Genomic DNA, 275 nt, shown 5'->3' with positions numbered 1-275 from the left:
CAAGCGCAAGCGGCTCCGAATCCACTTCACCAAGTGAATCTGGCTCAACGAGCACCAGCGGTTCCGGATCAGTTTCCTCAAGTGAATCTGGTTCAACGAGCGTAAGTGGCTCCGAATCCACTTCACCAAGTGAGTCTGGTTCAACGAGCACTAGCGGCTCCGAATCCACTTCACCAAGTGAGTCTGGTTCAACGAGCACCAGCGGCTCCGAATCCACTTCACCAAGTGAATCTGGTTCAACGAGTACTAGCGGTTCCGGATCAGTTTCCTCAAGC

1 protein-coding gene is annotated in these 275 nt (G+C 53.5%); it reads left to right on the top strand.

Annotation, left to right across the window (positions count from 1 at the left end):
- A partial coding sequence (locus tag ACLUXO_RS10395) for a hypothetical protein (protein ID WP_412137467.1) occupies positions 1 to 275 on the top strand: 275 nt, incomplete at both ends.

The organism is Lactobacillus delbrueckii subsp. bulgaricus, from assembly GCF_046938665.1.
Classification (GTDB): domain Bacteria; phylum Bacillota; class Bacilli; order Lactobacillales; family Lactobacillaceae; genus Lactobacillus; species Lactobacillus delbrueckii_C.
The sequence above is the reverse complement of the archived record's forward strand: the minus strand, read 5'-3'. Positions and strand labels throughout refer to the sequence as shown.